Origin of the sequence: Microcoleus sp. Aus8_D2 (assembly GCF_036702665.1) — a bacterium.
Classification (GTDB): Bacteria; Cyanobacteriota; Cyanobacteriia; order Cyanobacteriales; family Microcoleaceae; genus Microcoleus.
The window spans coordinates 71,146-89,210 of record NZ_JAUBUN010000025.1 but is presented as its reverse complement, the minus strand read 5'-3'; the positions used below and the strand labels follow the sequence as shown (position 1 = coordinate 89,210).

At 44.9% G+C, this 18,065-nt stretch carries 11 protein-coding genes; 7 read left to right on the top strand and 4 right to left on the bottom strand.

Annotated elements, in window-relative coordinates:
* Nucleotides 1–114 precede the first annotated feature (114 nt).
* From QUB64_RS19905 to QUB64_RS19885, 5 genes are all read left to right on the top strand, one after another.
* Nucleotides 115–1,578 carry a CIA30 family protein gene (locus QUB64_RS19905; protein ID WP_333269255.1) on the top strand — a complete coding sequence of 488 codons (1,464 nt, stop codon included), beginning with the start codon at nt 115–117 and terminating at the stop codon, nt 1,576–1,578.
* Between the two features lie 279 nt (nt 1,579–1,857).
* Nucleotides 1,858–2,736 carry a carbohydrate ABC transporter permease gene (locus QUB64_RS19900; RefSeq protein ID WP_293126795.1) on the top strand — a complete coding sequence of 293 codons (879 nt, stop codon included), beginning with the start codon at nt 1,858–1,860 and terminating at the stop codon, nt 2,734–2,736.
* Nucleotides 2,737–3,094: 358 nt separating this feature from the next.
* On the top strand, nt 3,095–3,232 hold the full coding sequence (locus QUB64_RS19895) for a hypothetical protein (RefSeq protein WP_333269256.1): 138 nt from the start codon (nt 3,095–3,097) through the stop codon (nt 3,230–3,232).
* Nucleotides 3,229–9,423 carry a hybrid sensor histidine kinase/response regulator gene (locus QUB64_RS19890; protein WP_333269257.1) on the top strand — a complete coding sequence of 2,065 codons (6,195 nt, stop codon included), beginning with the start codon at nt 3,229–3,231 and terminating at the stop codon, nt 9,421–9,423. Before QUB64_RS19895 ends, QUB64_RS19890 begins: the two co-directional genes overlap by 4 nt.
* Before the next feature lie 4 nt (nt 9,424–9,427).
* Nucleotides 9,428–10,924 (top strand): hybrid sensor histidine kinase/response regulator, encoded by a 1,497-nt coding sequence (locus QUB64_RS19885; protein ID WP_333269258.1) that lies wholly within the window; start codon nt 9,428–9,430, stop codon nt 10,922–10,924.
* 432 nt (nt 10,925–11,356) lie between these two features.
* Here QUB64_RS19885 and QUB64_RS19880 read toward each other — a convergent pair whose 3' ends face one another.
* From QUB64_RS19880 to QUB64_RS19870, 3 genes are all read right to left on the bottom strand, one after another.
* Nucleotides 11,357–11,782, bottom strand: a complete 426-nt coding sequence (locus QUB64_RS19880) for a DUF6335 family protein (RefSeq protein WP_333269259.1) — start codon at nt 11,780–11,782, stop codon at nt 11,357–11,359.
* 359 nt (nt 11,783–12,141) lie between these two features.
* Nucleotides 12,142–12,456 (bottom strand): Mo-dependent nitrogenase C-terminal domain-containing protein, encoded by a 315-nt coding sequence (locus QUB64_RS19875; RefSeq protein WP_333269260.1) that lies wholly within the window; start codon nt 12,454–12,456, stop codon nt 12,142–12,144.
* Between the two features lie 332 nt (nt 12,457–12,788).
* Nucleotides 12,789–12,995: a hypothetical protein gene (locus tag QUB64_RS19870; RefSeq protein WP_333269261.1), complete on the bottom strand. Its 207-nt coding sequence runs from the start codon at nt 12,993–12,995 to the stop codon at nt 12,789–12,791.
* 74 nt (nt 12,996–13,069) lie between these two features.
* Here QUB64_RS19870 and QUB64_RS19865 point away from each other — a divergent pair, with 74 nt between their 5' ends.
* Nucleotides 13,070–13,426 carry a hypothetical protein gene (locus QUB64_RS19865; RefSeq protein ID WP_333269262.1) on the top strand — a complete coding sequence of 119 codons (357 nt, stop codon included), beginning with the start codon at nt 13,070–13,072 and terminating at the stop codon, nt 13,424–13,426.
* Between the two features lie 418 nt (nt 13,427–13,844).
* Here QUB64_RS19865 and QUB64_RS19860 read toward each other — a convergent pair whose 3' ends face one another.
* On the bottom strand, nt 13,845–15,356 hold the full coding sequence (locus QUB64_RS19860; protein WP_333269263.1) for a hydroxysqualene dehydroxylase: 1,512 nt from the start codon (nt 15,354–15,356) through the stop codon (nt 13,845–13,847).
* 329 nt (nt 15,357–15,685) lie between these two features.
* Between QUB64_RS19860 and QUB64_RS19855 the strand changes: the two genes are divergently transcribed.
* Nucleotides 15,686–17,908: a hypothetical protein gene (locus tag QUB64_RS19855; protein WP_333269264.1), complete on the top strand. Its 2,223-nt coding sequence runs from the start codon at nt 15,686–15,688 to the stop codon at nt 17,906–17,908.
* Nucleotides 17,909–18,065: the final 157 nt, after the last annotated feature.

The window sequence follows — 18,065 nt, the reverse complement described above, 5'->3', positions numbered from 1 at the left end:
ATGCGTAAGTCCCGAGTGAAAAAAAGTGCGATCGCCCGCAAAGGCACAAATCGAAAATTCCATTAAAATACAAAAGCAGCTAAGTAGATTTGAGCCAACTCTGAGGAAGCGACTGTGACTGAAAAAAATACCGCCCAATGGGATGCCGGCAGATTTGTCAAAACCTTGGCTTATTTCGGCGTCATTCCCTTCATCGGGAGCATTAGCTGGCTGCAACAATTGTTCGGAAGCAGCAGCAACAGCAAAAAAGACAAACCCAAACTCGTACTGGTAGCCGGTGCCACCGGCGGTGTCGGGAAGCGAGTTGTCAAGCGGCTGCAACAGCGGGGATATCAAGTCCGCTGTCTCGTCAGAGATATCAAAAGAGCAACCGAAATTCTTGGCAAAAATGTCGAATTAGTCGAGGGAGATATCACTATCGCCGAGACGCTAACACAGCGCGTAACTGAGGGCGTAGATGCAGTTATCTGCTGCACGGGCACCAAAGTTCAACCTGTAGAAGGAGACACCCCAACCAGGGAAAAATACTATCAAGGCATCAAGTTTTATATGCCGGAAGTTGTGGATGTTCCCGAAATTGTGGAATACAAAGGCCTGAATAATTTAGTGCAAGCTGTTCGCAGCCAGCTAATTAAAGCAGGCGAAAAAGTCATTTTTGACTTCACAAAACCGAGCCAAGATTTAAAAGAAACTTGGGGCGCTCTCGACGATGTTGTGATGGGCGGGACTAGCGAAAGTTCGATCGTCCTTACAGACAGTACAGCCATCTTCACCGGCAATGTTTCCACCGCCAACTCCGGTGGCTTTGCTTCCGTCCGCACCCGTAACTTCGATTCTCCGCTCAATCTCGCAGGATTTAGCGGCCTCCTGCTGAGGGTCAAAGGGGATGGTAAGCGCTACAAGTTAATCGTGCGTAGCGAGGCTAAATGGGATGGCATTGGTTATTGCTATTCGTTCGATACTGTGTACAATACCTGGATTACGATCGCAGTTCCCTTCGATAAGTTAATTCCAGTATTCCGCGCCAAAACGATTAAAGACGGCGCGAAATTCGATCCCAGCAGTATTTATTCCTTTCAGTTAATGCTGAGCAAGTTTGAATACGACGGCGCGCTGAATCCGAAATTTACACCGGGTGTTTTTCAACTGGAATTAGAATCTATTAAAGCTGATGGCGGGCAGACTTTGCCGCGATTTGTGATGGTGAGTTCGGCTGGAGTTACGCGCCCGGGCCGCCCAGGACTTATTTTGGAAGATGAACCGCCGGCTGTCAGAATGAATGATATGTTGGGCGGAATTCTGACTTGGAAGTTGAAAGGGGAGGATTGCGTGCGATCGAGCGGCATACCTTATACTGTTGTCAGACCTTGCGCTTTGACTGAGGAACCGGGCGGCAAAGCTTTGATCTTCGAGCAAGGAGACAATATTCGGGGTAAAGTTAGTCGGGAAGATATCGCAGAATTGTGCGTGCAAGCTTTGTCAGAACCGCAGGCTTGTAAGGTTACTTTTGAGGTAAAAGAGGGGGAAAATTCTAGTTCTCCGGAAGATTGGGAACGTTTGTTTTCTAGGGTGAAATAAGTATTGTTTGTAGGGCGAGTTTTTGATCTAGGTTCGTAGTGAGGACTTTAGTCCGCAAAAAAAAGGACTGAAGTCCTCATTACGAACTTATAAATACGGATTGTTGAAAAAGGTTTGTAGTGAGGACTTTAGTCCGCATCAAGAAGGACTGAAGTCCGAACGATCGAACCTATAAATACGGGTTGTTGAAAAAGGTTTGTAATGAGGACTTTAGTCCGCATCAAGAAGGACTGAAGTCCGAACGATCGAACCTAGAGTAATTACTAATTACGAATTATTATGTATTTGAAATTCTTCCGACGCTATTCTACGCCTTATTTGTTTCTATTTCCGGCTTTGTTTGTTTTGACTTTGACTGTGTTGTGGCCGGCGGTGCAAGCTTTCTATTTGAGTTTTACTAATTACGAATACGATTTAACTCAAATGCCGCAGTGGGTGGGTTTGAAGAATTTTGAGCGCTTGTGGGGCGATCGCACTTTTTGGCAAACTTTGACCAATACGCTGCTGTATCTGATCTGTGTTGTGCCTGTATTGGTTGTTCTACCGTTGGGAATGGCGATTTTGTGCAATCAAAAGCTGCGGGGGATGAACTGGTTCCGCGCAGCATATTACACGCCTGCGGTGATTTCGATGGTTGTCGCGGGGATTGCTTGGAAGTGGCTGTTTGCGGAGACTGGATTGCTAAATCAGTTGGGGGAAGTGTTGGGTTTACCTCCGGTTTCTTGGCTGGCTAATCCGAAGGTGGCAATTTTTAGCGTGATGGCAGTTACTGTCTGGAAAGGCTTAGGTTATTACATGGTAATTTATTTGGCGGGGCTGCAATCTATCCCGGCAGAACTTTATGAGGCGGCTGCGATTGACGGTTCGGAAGGTTTGCGGAAACATTGGGATATTACTGTGCCGCTGATGAAGCCTTATTTGGTTTTGGTGGCGGTGATTTCGGCAATTTCTGCTACTAAGGTTTTTGAAGAAGTTTATATTATGACTCAGGGCGGGCCTCGCAATAGTTCTAAGACTGTTGTTTATTATCTTTACGAACGGGCTTTTAAGGATTTGGAAATCGGTTATGCTTGTACGATCGCCCTAGTGTTGTTTTTGCTGATTTTGGGTTTGTCGGTTTTGCAAGTTAGCCTTCAGGGTTTGACTCGCAATGATTAGTGGACAGTGGACAGTGGACAGTTGATAGTTGATAGTTGATAGTTGACAGTTGATATCAATTCCGGTGCAGCCTGCATGAGATAATTTCAAGTGTTGTAGGGGCGGGTTCGCCCTGATATTTGCAAGTATCCACAAATTATATAAACCCGCCCCGCCCCTAGGAAAATTCCGATGTAACCCGATTTGATATGACAGTTGACTTGACAGAAGAAAGAGGGAAGAAGATTAAGACGGCGGTTAAAACCGCCCGCCTGCGACTGTAATATTAAGCACAGTATATCTCAGTAATAATATGCAAGTACAAATCCACTTAAAGATTAAGCCAAATAGCTAATGACAAAAATGTGAGACTTGTACTATGGTTGAGTCTATCTCAGCAGTTTTGCCGATCGCCCGCGCCCATCACCCGTCTAACAGAGGCGATCGACTCCCGCCCACAGCACAACTCTGGCAAATTGGCTGCAAACCCTTTGAATTTAAATTTATTAAACTATGATTTCGCTAACAGGCTATCAAATCACCGAAAAAATTTACTCTGGTGTCAATACCGTGATTTATCGGGGAATATGGCAAAAGCACAACCTTCCCGTCATTGTCAAAACCCTGAAAAGCGAGTATCCAACTCTCGAAGAAATTACCCGTTTGAGACACGAATATAAACTCAGAAAAAATCTCATAAATATTGAATATATTGTCAATTGTTACCGCCTAGAAAAAAATCAAAATGGTGTGGCGCTGACAGTAGAAGACTTTGGCGGGTTGGCTTTATCAAAATTTTTAAGCACGACCAAACTCAACTTAATCCAAATTCTCAAAATAGCGATCCAACTAGCTGAAAGTTTGGGTAAAATCCATCAAAACCAGATTATCCACAAAGATATTAAACCGCACAATATCATCATTCATCCTGAAACCTATCAGGTTAAAATTACTGACTTCAGCATCTCGTCGCGCTTGATTATAGAAAACGCAAGTCCCAGCTATCCCAATTTGCTCGAAGGCACGTTAGCTTATATTTCGCCGGAGCAAACTGGTAGAATGAATCGGGCTATTGATTACCGCAGCGATTTTTATTCGTTGGGTGTCACTTTTTACGAGATGCTGACTGGTGAATTGCCGTTTAATGCGATCGACCCTTTAGAATTAGTTCACTGTCACATCGCTAGAATCGCCCCCACGCCCCGCAGTTTGAAGCCGGAAATTCCCGAAGCAATCTCTGCCATCGTGATGAAGCTGTTGGCGAAGACGGCGGAAGATAGGTATCAAAGCGCCGACGGGCTGAGGTTTGACCTCGAAACTTGTCTCGCACAACTGCAAGCTGGTGGCAATATATCTGATTTTACTGCCGGAAATGCCGATCGAGCCGGCCAACTCCTCATCCCCCAAAAACTCTACGGTAGAGAAGCCGAAGTCGCCGCTTTGCTGGCAGCATTTAACCGAGTTAGCGGTGTAGAACCCCCCCAACCCCCCCTTGTTAAGGGGGGGCTTATGGAAAGTTCTTCGCCCCTTGTTAAAGGGGAGATGATTGAGGTTTCTTCACCCCCCTTAGCAAGGGGGGCAGGGGGGGTCGAAATGATCCTGGTTTCCGGTTACTCCGGTATCGGCAAATCCTGCTTGGTAAACGAAGTTCAAAAACCCATAGTTCGGCAGCGCGGCTATTTTATTGGCGGCAAATTTGACCAGTTCAAACGCAACATTCCCTACGCTTCCGTGATTCAAGCATTCCAGTCATTAATTCGGCAGTTGCTAACAGAAAGTCAAGCATCTATCCAGACTTGGAAACAAAAATTGCTAGCCGCTTTGGGAACTAGCGGGAAAGTTGTCACCGACGTGATTCCCGAAGTCGAACTGATTATCGGGAAACAGCCGGAAGTCCCGCAACTGGGGCCGACAGAATCGCAAAACCGATTTAATCGGGTGTTTAAACAATTCATTAGCGTGTTTACTGCCCAAGAACACCCGCTAGTAGTTTTTCTCGACGATTTGCAGTGGGCAGATTCGGCCTCGCTGAAATTAATTGAACTGCTGGTGACAGATTCAGACAGCCAATATTTGTTGCTAATTGGAGCCTATCGAGATAACGAAGTCAGCGCCGCCCATCCGCTGATTCAAACCATTGAAAATATCCAAAAAGCTGGAGCCGGACTCCCAGAAAGAGTCAGCAATATTGTTCTCGCTCCTTTAGAGTTGAGTCATGTAGAGCAATTAATCTCGGAAACTTTAAAAAGCCGCATTTCGGAAAAAATAAAACTTTTCGCCGAGCTACTTTTCAACAAAACCCAAGGTAATCCCTTCTTTCTAACTCAGTTACTGAGAACTCTTTATCAAGAAAATCTATTAGTTTACGATTTTCAAGCGAGTGCGTGGCAGTGGGATCTCGGACACATCCAAGCCATCGGGATTACTGACTGCAATGTCGTAGAGTTAATCGCTCGCAATATTAAAAAGTTGCCTGTCTCGGCGCAGTCAGCCTTAAAATTAGCGGCTTGTATTGGCAACCAGTTTAATTTAGAAGTGCTGGCAATTGTCAGCGAAAAATCTCAAAAAGAAACAGCATTAAGTCTCTGGGATGCTCTTCAGGCGGGTCTAGTTTTGCCGCTGAGCAACGATTACAAAATTCCGCTGGTTTTTGAAGGTTCAGAAACGGGGCTGTCCGGGCTGCAAGATGTGCGGGTTGATTACAAGTTTTTGCACGACAGAGTGCAGCAAGCTGCTTATTCTTTGATTCCCGATGAGGCCAAGCAATCAACGCACCTCAAAATCGGTCAACTGCTGCTCAACAATACTCCCCCCTCCGAGATTGAGGAAAATGTCTTTGATATTGTCAACCAACTGAATTTTGGTGTTGAATTACTCGCAGAAAAAGCCGCTAAAGATGAATTGGCAAAACTGAATCTCATCGCTGGAAAAAAAGCTAAAGCATCCAATGCTTACGAAGCTGCTGTCAGGTATTTGAGTGTCGGTTTGGAACTCATCAATTCCTCTCAATCCTCCGTTAGCGCAGGAGACTCAAATTGGCACACTGATTATGATTTGACGCTGAATCTTCACGTAGAAGCAGCGGAGGCGGAATATCTGAATACTAACTTTGGGCGATCGCAAAAATTAGCTGAGGTCGTTTTGCAACAAGCCACCAGCCTGCTCGACAAAGTTAAGGTTTACGAGCTCCAAATCCAGTCTTATTTATCTCAAAATCAGATAGTAGAAGCCATCGATACTGGTTTAAAAGCTTTGGAAATACTGGGATTTACCCTCTCGGAAATTCCCCCAGAGGGCTTGACTGCAATTCAGTTACCTCAGCTTGAGGAACTAGAAAAAGTTCCGGTAATGACTGATGGCTATCAGTTGGCGGCAATGCGGATACTTTCGGCTGTTGTTTCTCCGGTTTTTGTGGCAAAACCAGAACTTTTGGCGCAGGTGATCTTCACAATGGTTGATTTTTCGATTAAACGGGGTCATTCAGCGCTTGGGGCGATCGCCTATATTTGGTATGGCTTGCTGCTGGCTGGAGCCTTAGGAGAGATCGAAGCTGGATATCATTCTGGACAGCTAGCTTTGAAGCTGTTAGAGCAATTCAATGCTAAACAATTTAAATGCAAAGTTTACCACCTATTTAACACTTTTGTGCGCCACTGGAAAGAACACGCAAAAGAGACAATTGCCCCCTTAATAGAGAGCGTTCAAAGCGGTCTGGAAACTGGAGACTTAGAATTCAGTAGTTATGCTGCTTTAAACAGTTGTTCTTGCCCTTTTTTGATTGGAGAACAGCTAGAAACTGTCGAGCGCAAACAAGTGCAATACTTCACTTTAGTACAAAATCTAAAACAAGAGCTTTCGATGGAATTGCTGGGCATCTGGGGGCAAATCATTTTAAATTTGCGAGGTGTCTCCGCAAACAAATCTCAATTAAGAGGTGAAAAATTTAATGAAGTAGAAATGTTGCCTCGGCTGCAACAAGCTAACAATTATATGTCACTTTTTAATGTTTATCTCGCTAAATCGCTGTTAAATTACTTGTTTAAACAGCCCGATAAAGCAGTTGCTGACGCATCTTTAGCGGCCGAATATGCCTCAGCAGCAATTGGCTTCATGATGATCGGTACGCACAATTTTTACTATTCCCTGGCACTGCTTGCTGTGTATCCAAATGCTGACAGCGAAACACAAGCAAAATACTTAATGCAAGTAGCAGCGAATCAGGAAAAAATGCAGAAATGGGTGAACCACGCACCGATGAATTACCAGCACAAATATGAGTTAGTCGAAGCTGAAAAAGCACGGGTGTTGGGAGAAAAAGACCGGGCGATGGATTATTACGATCGCGCAATTCAACATTCCCGGGAACAGGGATACATTCAGGAAGAGGCTTTAGCGAATGAATTAGCTGCTGAGTTTTACCTGTTGGCGGGCCGCGAGAAGGTGGCTAAGGTTTACATGACTGATGCTTACTACGGTTATATCCGGTGGGGTGCGAATGCTAAGGTTGCTGATGTGGAGGAACGCTATCCGCAGTTGATTGTACGGATGCCGGAAAGCGATCGTTTAACAAGTAACAGCCAGACTTTAACTGTAACTTCTTCAACCGTTACCGGCAGTCACAAAGCTTTTGATTTTGCGACAGTCATGAAAGCCTCTCTGGCTATCTCCGACGAAATTTTGCTCGATGCTTTGCTGGACAAATTGATGCGGATTTTGCTGGAAAATGCGGGGGCTCAAACTGGGTGTTTGATCGCGGCGAAAAACGGTGAATTTGTTATTGAAGCTGCTGCGGGAGAGGTGGGCACAGAGGTGCGGGTGCTCTCATGTACGGGCTTGGATTGTGCGTATCCGCGATCGATAATCAATTTTGTCGATCGCACTCTCCAAGATATTGTCCTCCACGATGCACGCAGCGAGGCAATTTTCAACACTGACCCCTACATCGCCGAACGCCAGCCCAAATCGGTGTTGTGCGCGCCGATCGTCTATCAAGGCAAATTAACCGCCATCCTTTACCTAGAAAATAATTTGGTTCCCGGCGCCTTTACGGACGATCGCCTGGAAGTATTGAAGCTGCTTTCTTCCCAAGCTGCGATCGCCCTAGAAAATGCCCGCCTTTACACAAACTTAGAAACTGCCAACAAACAACTCGCAGAATACAACTTTACCCTAGAAGCAAAAGTTAAAGAACGCACCCAAGAATTATACGAAAAAAACTCGCTGCTTTCCGCAGAAATTAAAGAACGCCAAAAAGCAGAAGCCGCCGCCAGAGATGCCAGCAACGCCAAAAGCGAATTCTTAGCTAACATGAGTCACGAATTGCGAACCCCCCTCAACGGCATTTTGGGTTACACTCAAATCTTTAAGCGCGACAAAAAATTGACCTCGCAACAACAGAATGGAATTGGCGTTATTCACCGCTGTGGCGAACACTTGCTCGCTTTGATCGAGGATATTTTAGACCTTTCTAAAATCGAGGCTAGAAGAATGGAACTCGTGCCGACAGAGTTTAATTTTCCAGATTTTATTCAAGGTATTAATGCTATTTGTAGCATTCGAGCAGGTCAAAAAAACATAGCTTTTAATTGCGAATATCTTTCGTCTATTCCCATTGCCATCTCCGCTGATGAAAAGAAATTGCGCCAAATCTTGATTAATTTAATTGGTAATGCTGTTAAGTTTACTGAAAGGGGAGGCGTTACTTTTAAGGTTTCAGCAGTGGATTGTGCTAGGGATGGAACCCCGACTGAAGTCCTTACTACAAACGTGAGGATTCGGTTTCAAGTGGAAGATACAGGAATTGGGATTGCTGCTGATGAATTGCCAAAGATATTTGCACCTTTTGAACAGGTGGGCAATACCCGCCGCCATACTGAAGGAACAGGCTTGGGATTAGCAATCAGCCGCCAATTAGTCGAGATTATGGGCGGCGAATTGAAAGTAGAAAGCACCTTAGGCAGAGGTAGCATTTTCTGGTTTGAGTTGGAGTTGCTAGCAGTTGACAGCCCCGAGACAAATAAAAAGTATTCCGACAAATTCATTAAAGGTTTCAAGGGTACTAATAAAAAGATTTTGGTAGCGGACGATATGTGGGAAAATCGCTCGGTTTTAATTCACCTACTCCAACCGTTGGGTTTTGAAATAATTGAGGCTGCTGACGGTCAAGATTGTTTGGATAAAGCTCTAGAATTTCAACCGGATTGTATCTTGATTGATTTGGTAATGCCGGTGATGGACGGATTTGAAGCGATGCGGCAAATTCGCAAGTTGCCCCAATTGCAAAATGTGGTGGCTATCGGCACTTCTGCTAGCATTATGGAAGTGGAAAAGCAGGGAAGTTTAGCAGCAGGATGCAATGCTTTTATCCCCAAGCCGATCCGGGCTGAGGAACTTTTAAATTGCTTGCAATTTCATTTAGAGTTAGAATGGATGTACGACGAGTTGCAGGATGGGAATGCTAAATCCGAAAGTTCCCAGAATCACTCTCAAATTCCGGAGGAAAAAATTATCTCTCCTCCGGCAGATGAAATTGCTGTACTTTTTGAATTAGCAATGATGGGTGACTTAGGAGGAATTCAAAAACAAGCAGAAAACTTAGCAAAAATTGATGCAAGATATGTCTCTTTCGCCAGCCATCTGAATCAGTTAGCTAAAAATTTTGAAGAACAAAAGATTTTAGAATTCGTCGAACAATACAGGAAGCATTGAAAATATGAGCATTCTACCTTGGGAAGAGAGCGTTATCTTGATAGTCGATGATAACCAAAATAATTTGGCAGTGCTGTTTGATTTTTTGACGGAATCGGGGTTTAAAGTGTTGGTGGCGCGGACGGGAGAGAGCGCTCTAAAAAAAGCTGAATACTCGCTGCCGGATTTGATATTGCTGGACGTGCTGATGCCGGGAATTGACGGTTTTGAAACTTGCCGGCTTTTGAAGGCTGGCAATTTGACAAAGGAGATTCCGGTAATTTTTATGACGGCGCTGGATGAGACAGAAAATAAGGTAAAAGGATTTAGTCTGGGCGCTGTTGATTACGTTACTAAGCCAATTCAAAATGAAGAAGTGTTAGCTCGCGCTAAAGCACATTTGAGCATCCGCAAGTTGACTCAAAAACTTCAGGAGCAAAATGTCCAGATGCAGCAGGAAATTGTCGATCGCAAACAAGCTCAAATTAACTTGGAACAACTGGCGGCTTCGTTGGAAAAACGGGTAGAATCGCGCACTGTTGAACTTTCTCAAGCCAACGATCGGCTACAGGAAGAAGTTAAGGAGAAGCAACAAACACAGGAAAATTTGCAGAAGTCCCTGCACGATCTTCAGCAGGCTCAATCGCTGTTAATTCAAAGCGAAAAAATGTCAGCTTTGGGGCAAATGGTGGCGGGAATTGCTCACGAAATTAACAATCCGGTAAATTTTATCTGCGGCAATCTCAATTACGTTAGCGATTATACTGAAGATATTCTCAAGGTGCTCGAGCTTTACCAGCAACACTATCCCGAACCCGCACGGGAAATAGCATCAACAGCCGAAGCGGTGGAGCTAGAATTTATCAAGGATGATTTGCTAAAAATGCTACACTCGATGCGGGTAGGCGGCGATCGCATTCGGGATATAATTCTGTCTCTGCGGTATTTCTCGCGGCAAGAAGGGCGGGAAATGGAGCCGGTTGATATTCATGAAGGTATTGACAGCACCCTGATGATTTTGCAAAATCGGCTGAAATTTAAGGCGAACCGTCCCGGGATTGAGGTGATTAAGGAGTATGACTCCGATTTGAAAAATGTAGAGTGCTGCGGTGGCGAGATCAATCAGGTATTTATGAATATTTTAGCTAATGCGATCGATGCGATCGAAGAATCCAGCAGTGAAAAAACATTAGAGGAAATTCAAGCAAATCCCTACCAGATTCGGATTTGTACGAAAGTCAGCAACTCGAACACGGCAATTATTAAAATTTCTGACAGCGGGCCGGGAATCAGCGAGAATTTGTGCGATCGCATTTTTGACCCATTTTTTACGACAAAGCCTGCGGGAAAAGGTACCGGAATCGGGCTGTCAATTAGCTGGCACATTGTGACAGAAAAGCACGGCGGCAGTTTGCGGTGTTGTTCGACACCGGGCCAAGGAACCGAATTTGCGATCGAACTTCCAATTAGACAAAAAGTGCGAGAAATGGCGGCCTCCGGTTCCCAAATAGGAAGCCGCTAATCATTTCCGTTGGGCGCCACACAAAAAAACACAGGTTTTCGATCGTAAAAAACCAGTCGCACGCTCAACTTCTTACATTCATACCAAATCCGATCGACCACAACAAAAAAGGTTTGTAGTGAGGACTTTAGTCCGCATCAAAAAAAGGTTTGTAGTGAGGACTTTAGTCCGCATCAAAAAAAAGGTTTGTAGTGAGGACTTTAGTCCGCATCAAAAAAAAGGTTTGTAGTGAGGACTTTAGTCCGCATCCATTACTAAACATAAAGTCCAAACGCTCGAACCAATCTTATAAAACTCCTCTCAGACACAAGACAATTCGTTCCCAACAATGAAAATATCACAGTCGAGCGGCATTAAATCTGGCTGCAATCTGCGGTTTAGATATCAATCAAACAGCCAGCCTATTCAAGACTACCGTAACAACAAACAAACCTATAAATCAGGCCGTTCCCGATCGTCTTCCGCCGAACTAGGGTCTAATTCCCAGCGACTTTCATCACGGTTATCGAGCATTTCTGCGGTGTGCAAAATAGCTCCGTCGGGCATTTCTATGCCCGCAGCCGCTCCCAGTTCATCAACCATATCTTGGTCGGGAGTTGGAGCGCTTCCCCCCACCAATTCCTCGCCAGTGGCACTTTCTTGTTCCGCCGCAGCAACATCGCCATCATCGTCGCTGATTTGGGAACTGGTTGAACCGTATTCCGAACTGGTATCGTTCAAGGTTGTGATTTCGTCTTCGCTCAATCCCGGTTCAGTGATGACGCCAGTCCCGTAAGATTCAGTAATTTCCTGAGGCAAATCGCTCGAATTATCGCGTTGTTCGGTTGTTTTTTTAGCTCGTTTCTTTGGTTTTGCCATGAGATTTTCTCCTAATTTTTTTATTCACACAACTTTCCATTCCCTGTATCATCCGGCATCGCCACCGACGTGGCGCAGGTGAAAAACCAGATTTCTTCACAAATACCTCGTTTGCCAACGCGATCTTATCGTAAAAAACAGGTTTTTTAGCCTAAGTCCTACGCATGATAATTGCTATCTTCCATCTCAGCTTCTATCCCAAGTAAGAGCTTAAAATTTTCGCGCCCTTTCCTTAGGAATAGAATGCTGGCAAATAAAGTCACGTAGTTCAAGGTAAAAGACCGATGGCGAAAAGGCTTGCCATGTAGGTTTTGCTCCTTCTTCCTTTTTTCTTTTTCCTTCTTCTTACTGTGCAGACTTTAGCAGTATTTAGAGATATCTTGTTTGCAGGTATCAGCTAGAAAAGTTAAGGCGCGAAAACGCAAACCAATCAGTTGCTCGTAGAAAGGATTTAGTTTGCACAACGGCGGGATGCGAAAAATAGTTTTGTCGAATATCTTGACATTTCTGGCAAAGGGACATTGGGCGGGAATTATTTGGCACAGCCAATTTGCTAGTTGAGGATGGTTTACTTCTACTGCATCTAGTTTCTGGCGCAGCGGGTCGAGGAATGCGAATTTATGGCTGCAATCAAAAGCGGGTGCCTGCGGAGCGAAATTTGTGGCTGAATACATAAGACACTTCCTCTGTTACTGAAATTAGAAGTTGATTTTTTTTCATCTTTTATGCTTCACGTTTCTAATTTAAGCTATTTTACTTCGAGCGCAATCAATCTTTAGCTGTAACCGCAATTCCTTTTAGCTTCTACCTAAAGAAATAAATATTTATAAATTTAATGCTTTGACAAGATTTTTGTTATCTAAGTTACAAAAGTTTGCAGTTTAAAATCATTCACAGGAGAGAGGGGCGATAAATTGAAGCGATTTATAATGAGAGGGGGCGCGTTTTTGAGCAAAAAAGCATCGCCCCTTAGAAAGGGCGATGCTGTTTCCAAAGAGCGGTAATTCTATTCGGGAAAATCAGGGATTACCCATTTTGGCGGTTCCGTCCGTTTCCTTCTCACCGCTTCCTCTGCCATTTCTAGCATTTTGTCGAGAGAAGTATTTTCAATAAAGTTGGAAGTTGCTTCTGCGTATTCCCGCTTCGGGCACTTGTCGCCCAAAACGCAGCCGTTGACGCAAGCTACAGCACAATCGACAGTGTTCTCCACCATAACTTTTTTCCTTTGACGGTTCCAACAACTAGCAGGCAGATGCTCTGGGTGAATTTGTCAAGAGACTGCCCTCTATGTTCATTTTACTTTACAAATGGGCGTCAAATGTCGATCGCCAGCGCAAAACTGTTATAAAATCAAAGCAACCTACCAAATTTGCCGATTATGAGCAATTTTCTGCGCCGCTTAAAACTTTTACCCTGGCGAGAAATGCTGCTAATTGCAGCCCTCGTCAACTCCATCGTGATTGGATTGGAGCTATTTTTAGCCTGGGGTTTCACGCAATCACCAATAATCCACAACATCCTGGTGCTTTTCAAAGGATCTTTGCTGGAGATATTCAGGCCTTTTGGTGTCGCAGTGGGAATGGGAGCTTTAGCAGTTTACTTTATAGAGTATCTACAGCAACAATTTTTGCTCAACCGGACTAATCTTTGGATTTTAGCTTTGTGCGTATTTTTGGGTGTGTGCTTAAAGTCTATAGTGTTAGGTTCGATTTGTATGCGTTTATTGGACACTGCACTAATAGGAGTTACGGTGGGAGTTTTTTGGAAAGGCCGGCCTTATTGGCGATAGTTTTTAGTCATTAGTCCTTAGTCATTAATCATTAATAGTGATTGTAGGGTGCGTCAGGGTTGAATATCTGGAGTATAAATTAATAACTTTTGCCCTGACGCACCCTACGATTAGTTACTACAATTAGTGATTGTAGGGTGCGTCAGAGTTGAATATCTGGAGTATAAATTTAATAACTTTTGCCCTGACGCACCCTACGATTAGTTACTGTCAACTGTCAACTGTCAACTGAATGAAATCCCGTACATTCCTCGTTTCCGAACTTACTTCTGATTATGGCAGCCAAAAATCGGGAATCACAGCTTTAGTCAAACTGCGAGCAAACTGATTAATCTGTCTGCCGATTTGAATGTGCGGTTCATCAGCTTCCACAGGAATAATTGCAGCTTTCTTGCCGATTCCGAAACGTGAAACTACCAAATTAGCCGCCTCCAAACCAGTAACATAAGCCTTTTCCTGCGACCAAGAACCGTGACGGGTCACAACCCAATCGCCGCTCATAAATACATTATCATAACTTGTGACCGCAGGCAACAAATACTGATAACTTCCCGGTGCAAAATGCGTCACCGCCCGCGACAAACGAATCGCGCTGCTGTCGATTACTTTAGCCTCCCGAAAAGCCGGAATGCAAGTCGCTAAATCCCGCTGAACTAGGGCAACAATCTCCTCATCTTTCAGGGGAATTAATTGATTGGCGTGATAAAAGTCAGCTTCGATAACTGTTCCAGGTTCGGATCGGAATTCGTCGTGCAAAGCATTCAAATCAAAAAACGTCCAGCCCGTAGTCGAACTAAATCCAAAACAGGCATTGGAAGGCAGCGGAATCTCAATTTTTCTGTCAAACCACAGCCGAACAGCTAACACGTCAACTGCGCCCAAATTCATCACGTCCCGAAACTCTTGGCGGCTTTGCAAAGCTGGGCTGCTGCTGATAATTTTTTGCATTCCCGTTACGCCAACTGCAAAAATAACTGCATCTGCATCGAAGGTTTCGTCGCCGCAGACAACGCCAGTCGCTCGGTTGTTGCTGTCAACTATGACATCAGTAACTCGCCGTTTTGTCAATACTTTGGCGCCGATTTTTTCTAGGCGATCGACCCACGGACGAAAAATTTTTTCTCCGACAGTGCCGCGACACCAAACGACATCAAAATCTGCTTGGTGTGCTAGAATGAAATAATAAAGCATTCCCAAAGCTGCGGCGGCAGAACACTGTTCTCCGGGTGCAAATAAACCTACTAATAACATCGGCTCGAAAGCATCGCGGTACAGCCTTGCAGATACGCCAAACTGTTTGAACAATTCGCGGGCTGTAACGCGATCGTACCGCTGCCAAGCTTCGTCGGAATTGTCGAAATCTAGGACGGCGTAGAGTAATGGTAAGGCTGAAAGCCGATCGACTAATGGCAGCCTTTTAAATCGGGTGTACAGGAAGGTTCCTAACGGTGTGGGAAGTCGCGGCTCGTCCTGAAAAATGGGAGATTCTACTTCTAATCCGGCGGGGGAATACTGACAAGAACGAGTCCAAGGGGTGAAGGGATCGAGTCCTAATTGTTTGACTAACGAAAAGATGTTTTTGTAGGGATACCAGAAGCCGTGAATGCCTGCTTCTACGGAACGCCCGCCTGCGGTTTTCCACCCCGCAACTAAGCCTCCCGGCTGAGGCCCTGCTTCTAATAAAGTTACGTCATAGCCTTGTTCTGCTAAGTGATAGGTGGCGCCTAAGCCGGCCCATCCGGCGCCGACTACGATTATTTTTCTGGTTGGCGATTCTGCTGACATTGCGTACCTCTTTATTCTTTATTTATGATGACATAATTGATAAAATAAAGCGAGATATAGCTTCGCTGATTTAGATGAGGTGTGTCTGGTAATCGGGAATTGGTAATCGGGAATTGGGAATCGGGAATGGGGAATTGGGAATCGGGAATCGGGAATTGGGAATTGTCGTGCTTGACTGCACTCATTTTAGCGGGGCTATAGACGATAAATTATCTGATGGTTAGACGAGGTTTTTTTGACGGCGATAGCTGTTATATTAAAACGTTAAGGTTGGTTTTTTCGCCGAATTAAGATTAGAGTAAAATACACAAACAGAACGGGTTGTCAATATGCAATTGGTTAACTATTTGACTGCTGTTGTTGGGGTAATTTGGCAGAATAGCATTTTTCACTGGGCGGCGCTAATTTTGCTGTGCGCGGCTGTTTGGGGCGAGTACACTTCTGTGAAGCAGTACCAGCGTTATGTGGGCGCCAAAAGCCGATCGACTTCTGAGGCTGTCAACTATTTGAGCTCGAAGTTAGAAAGCGGTACGTCAGGGGCGATCGATCTTTTGCAGCGGGAAACAGCAGCAGACACTTGGAAAGTGCTGCTAGACTGGTTTAGCGAACACTTGGCGGGCGAAATAACCGCTGGTGGCGAGGCTTACAGGGCGCAGGTAAAATCCGGGCGGTTTGTGTTATTTCAGTATCCGGCAATTTTAGGGCGATCGGCACCTCGGAGTCAGTGGCGGTTTGTGCCCAGCGTCTTAGTAGCCCTGGGGGTTTTAGGCACATTTTACGGCATTCAAACCGGCTTGCAGGATGTTAACTTGGGTTCGCTGGAAGATACCAAACAATTGCTACCCTCGATTAGCACGTTGCTGGAAGGGATGAAAACGGCGTTTTCGACTTCTCTGATGGGTTTGGGATCTTCTAGCATATTTACGATCGTGTTGGCTTGGGGCGATCGCGCGCGCGTTGCTAACCAATCCAATTTGCGCAACAAATTAGACAAAATCGCGCAATTACAAACCCCCGAACAACTGTTTTCCCGCGCCAATTCCAGCGGCGGCGATACTGAAAGTGCGATCGCCCTTGCGATCGAGACAATGAGAACCGGATTTGCTCAAATCGTCGAGGCGCAAAGCAATGTGAACTCCCAGGCGATCGGACAGCAAATCGGTTTAGCAATGACCCCTGTTTTCCAAGACATCCGCCAAGAATTATCCGCACTCCAACAGATTAAATCCGACCAAGGCGAACAGATATTAAACAACCTGCTTTCCGGGCTCCGCATCGAAGTAATCGAGCCTGTTGTGGGACGGTTGGATCAAAGCGCCCAGTTAACTCAAGAAGCATCCGAAGCTGTCAGAGAACTCAAGAACGAATTAGGCGGAATATCTTCTAGTTTAGCACAATCTATCCTGACAATTCAAACTTTCCAGCAAGATACATTAGTGCAGTTGCAGGAATTTGCCAACAACTTGCAGCAGATTTTAGGACAGTTTCAGACCGACACCCACGGCGTTTTGCAGGAAATGGCTACCGAAATACGATCGGGAGTTGGAGAAAGCATTGAAGGGATGAAAGCGCAAAGAACAGCCTTTCAAGAAAGCGCCCAAGAAGCCGCCAACACCTTTAGAGGAATTCAAGATAATTTGCAAGCATCTCTCCACACTCAAGCGGAACAAGAAAGAGAAATGCTGCAAGGCGTAGAAACCCGGATGACAAATATTTTAAATGCCACCCACTCCGCTTTTCAAACTCAGTCTGACACTCTGAAAGTAGTAGGCGACGAAGCTTCTGGATTGATGGATCAAGCCAGAGAAAATCTGGTTGGTAGCTTGCAAAATGTTGACTCCATGCTGCAAAACACCCGCGTCACAGTCCAGGAAGAACTAGACAACTTCCGGGTAACGTATCAATCGTCTCTCCAGCAATTCTTTACCCAACAAAACAATTTACTCGAAGGAACATTAGGCAAACAGCAAAAAGGTTTAGCGCAGGTTGTACTCGGCTTGCAGAAAGTTTTCCAAGAAGAATCAGAAAAACGCAAATTGATGTCGCAGCAAGTTGACCAAAGCATGAGCCAAATTTTGACAACAGCCGCAGAAGTCAGTCAGTTTGCTAATTCTGTGGGCTTAAATTCCAGCCAGCGTTTGGCACAGTTGCAGGAATTAGCAAAGATCACCGGACAAGAAGTGCTGCGGGTAGAAAGCGTGTATGAAAAAATGGCAAATCAGTTCAATACAGAAGGAGAAAGGTTGCAAACTACCTATACAAATTTGGTGAATCAATTAAATGCAGCTTTGCAAGCGGAACAAGAACAAGTGCAGCGGGTAGAAAGTGCCTATAAAAACATGACAAATCAGTTCGATCGCGCTTTAGAGTTGGGCAACAATCAATTAATTGGCTATTTGGAAATAACTACGTCATCGCAGCACAAGTTTTTTGAAGAAGCTGATTCTTCGATGGCGAAAGTATGTACTGGATTGCAAGAAAGTTCCGACGGTTTGATGCAGGTTGCTCATTATTTGGTGGCGGCGGCTGATAATTTGGGGACAAAGAAATAAGCTGTTAACAGCAAGGTTTGTAGTGAGGACTTTAGTCCGCAACAAGAAGGACTGAAGTCCGAACGATCGAACCCAAGATTAAGGTTTGTAGTGAGGACTTTAGTCCGCAACAAGAAGGACTGAAGTCCGAACGATCGAACCCAAGATTAAGGTTTGT